General features: G+C 37.9%; 1 pseudogene. It reads left to right on the top strand.

Annotation, left to right across the window (positions count from 1 at the left end):
• Positions 1–71: 71 nt before the first annotated feature.
• A pseudogene (locus tag ACQKIM_RS28160) lies at positions 72–1125 on the top strand (IS3 family transposase); the annotation flags it as partial.

Genomic DNA, 1125 nt, shown 5'->3' with positions numbered 1-1125 from the left:
AAATTATGGACACAGTGAATTGGGAGTTTATAAAGTATAATAATCTTAACAATTTACTAGGAGTGTCTAAGATGACAAAACGAAAAAGCTATGACAAAGAATTTAAATTAGAGGCCGTACAATTAGTTGAAAGTGGCAAGAGGGTTGCGGAGGTTGCACGTGAGCTGGATCTTGCAGAACAAACATTACACAATTGGGTAAAGAAATTTAGTAAAGATGGGGAAGCTGCATTTGTCGGTAGTGGGAACTTAAAACCCGAAGACAAGGAAAATAAAGATTTACAAAAAAGAATACGTGACCTAGAAGAGGAAAACGCCATCTTAAAAAAGGCTATGAGCATCTTTGCGAAAGACCAGAAGTAATTTACAACTTTATTCAACAGCACCGACACGATTTCCGTGTGGCAAAGATGTGCGAAGTATTAGGTGTTTCAAGAAGTGGTTACTACAAGTGGCTAAATCGACCAAAGAGTAATCAAAAAGAACGGAAAGAAAAGTTAACGAGCCAAATAAAACGAGTGTATTTGGACTCAAGAAGAAATTATGGTAGTCCAAAGATCACAAAACAATTGAATTCAGAAGGAGTCTCTGTATCGCAAAAAACCGTATCGAGAATTATGAAAGAAGAAGGCATTCGCTCAAAAACAGTGAAAAAATACAAAGCGACGACGAATTCAAAACATAATCTACCAGTATATCCAAATCTATTAGACCAACAATTCAAAGTAGAACGCCCTGGACAAGCGTGGGTAGCTGACATTACGTATATATGGACCAGTGAAGGTTGGCTCTATCTAGCAACGATTATGGAGTTGTATTCAAGACGAATCATCGGTTGGGCAATGGATGAGAGAATGACAAAGGAATTAGTGATCCTCGCCTTAAAACGAGCAATCAGAACTCAGACTCCAACTCCTGGACTCATTCATCATTCAGATCGTGGGAGCCAGTATGCGTCGAAGGAATACCAACAAGTATTACGAACTAACGGAATGATTACAAGTATGAGCAGAAAAGGAAACTGTTACGATAATGCATGTATCGAGTCATTTCATAGCGTCATCAAAAGAGAGTTAGTTTTTCATGAAAAGTATAAAACGAGAGATCAAGCCAAGAAAAGTATCAT

Origin of the sequence: Lysinibacillus sp. NPDC047702 (assembly GCF_050272555.1) — a bacterium.
In the GTDB taxonomy this organism is placed as follows: Bacteria; Bacillota; Bacilli; order Bacillales_A; family Planococcaceae; genus Lysinibacillus.
Note: the sequence above shows the minus strand (reverse complement) of the source record. Positions and strands in the feature narration are given on the sequence as shown.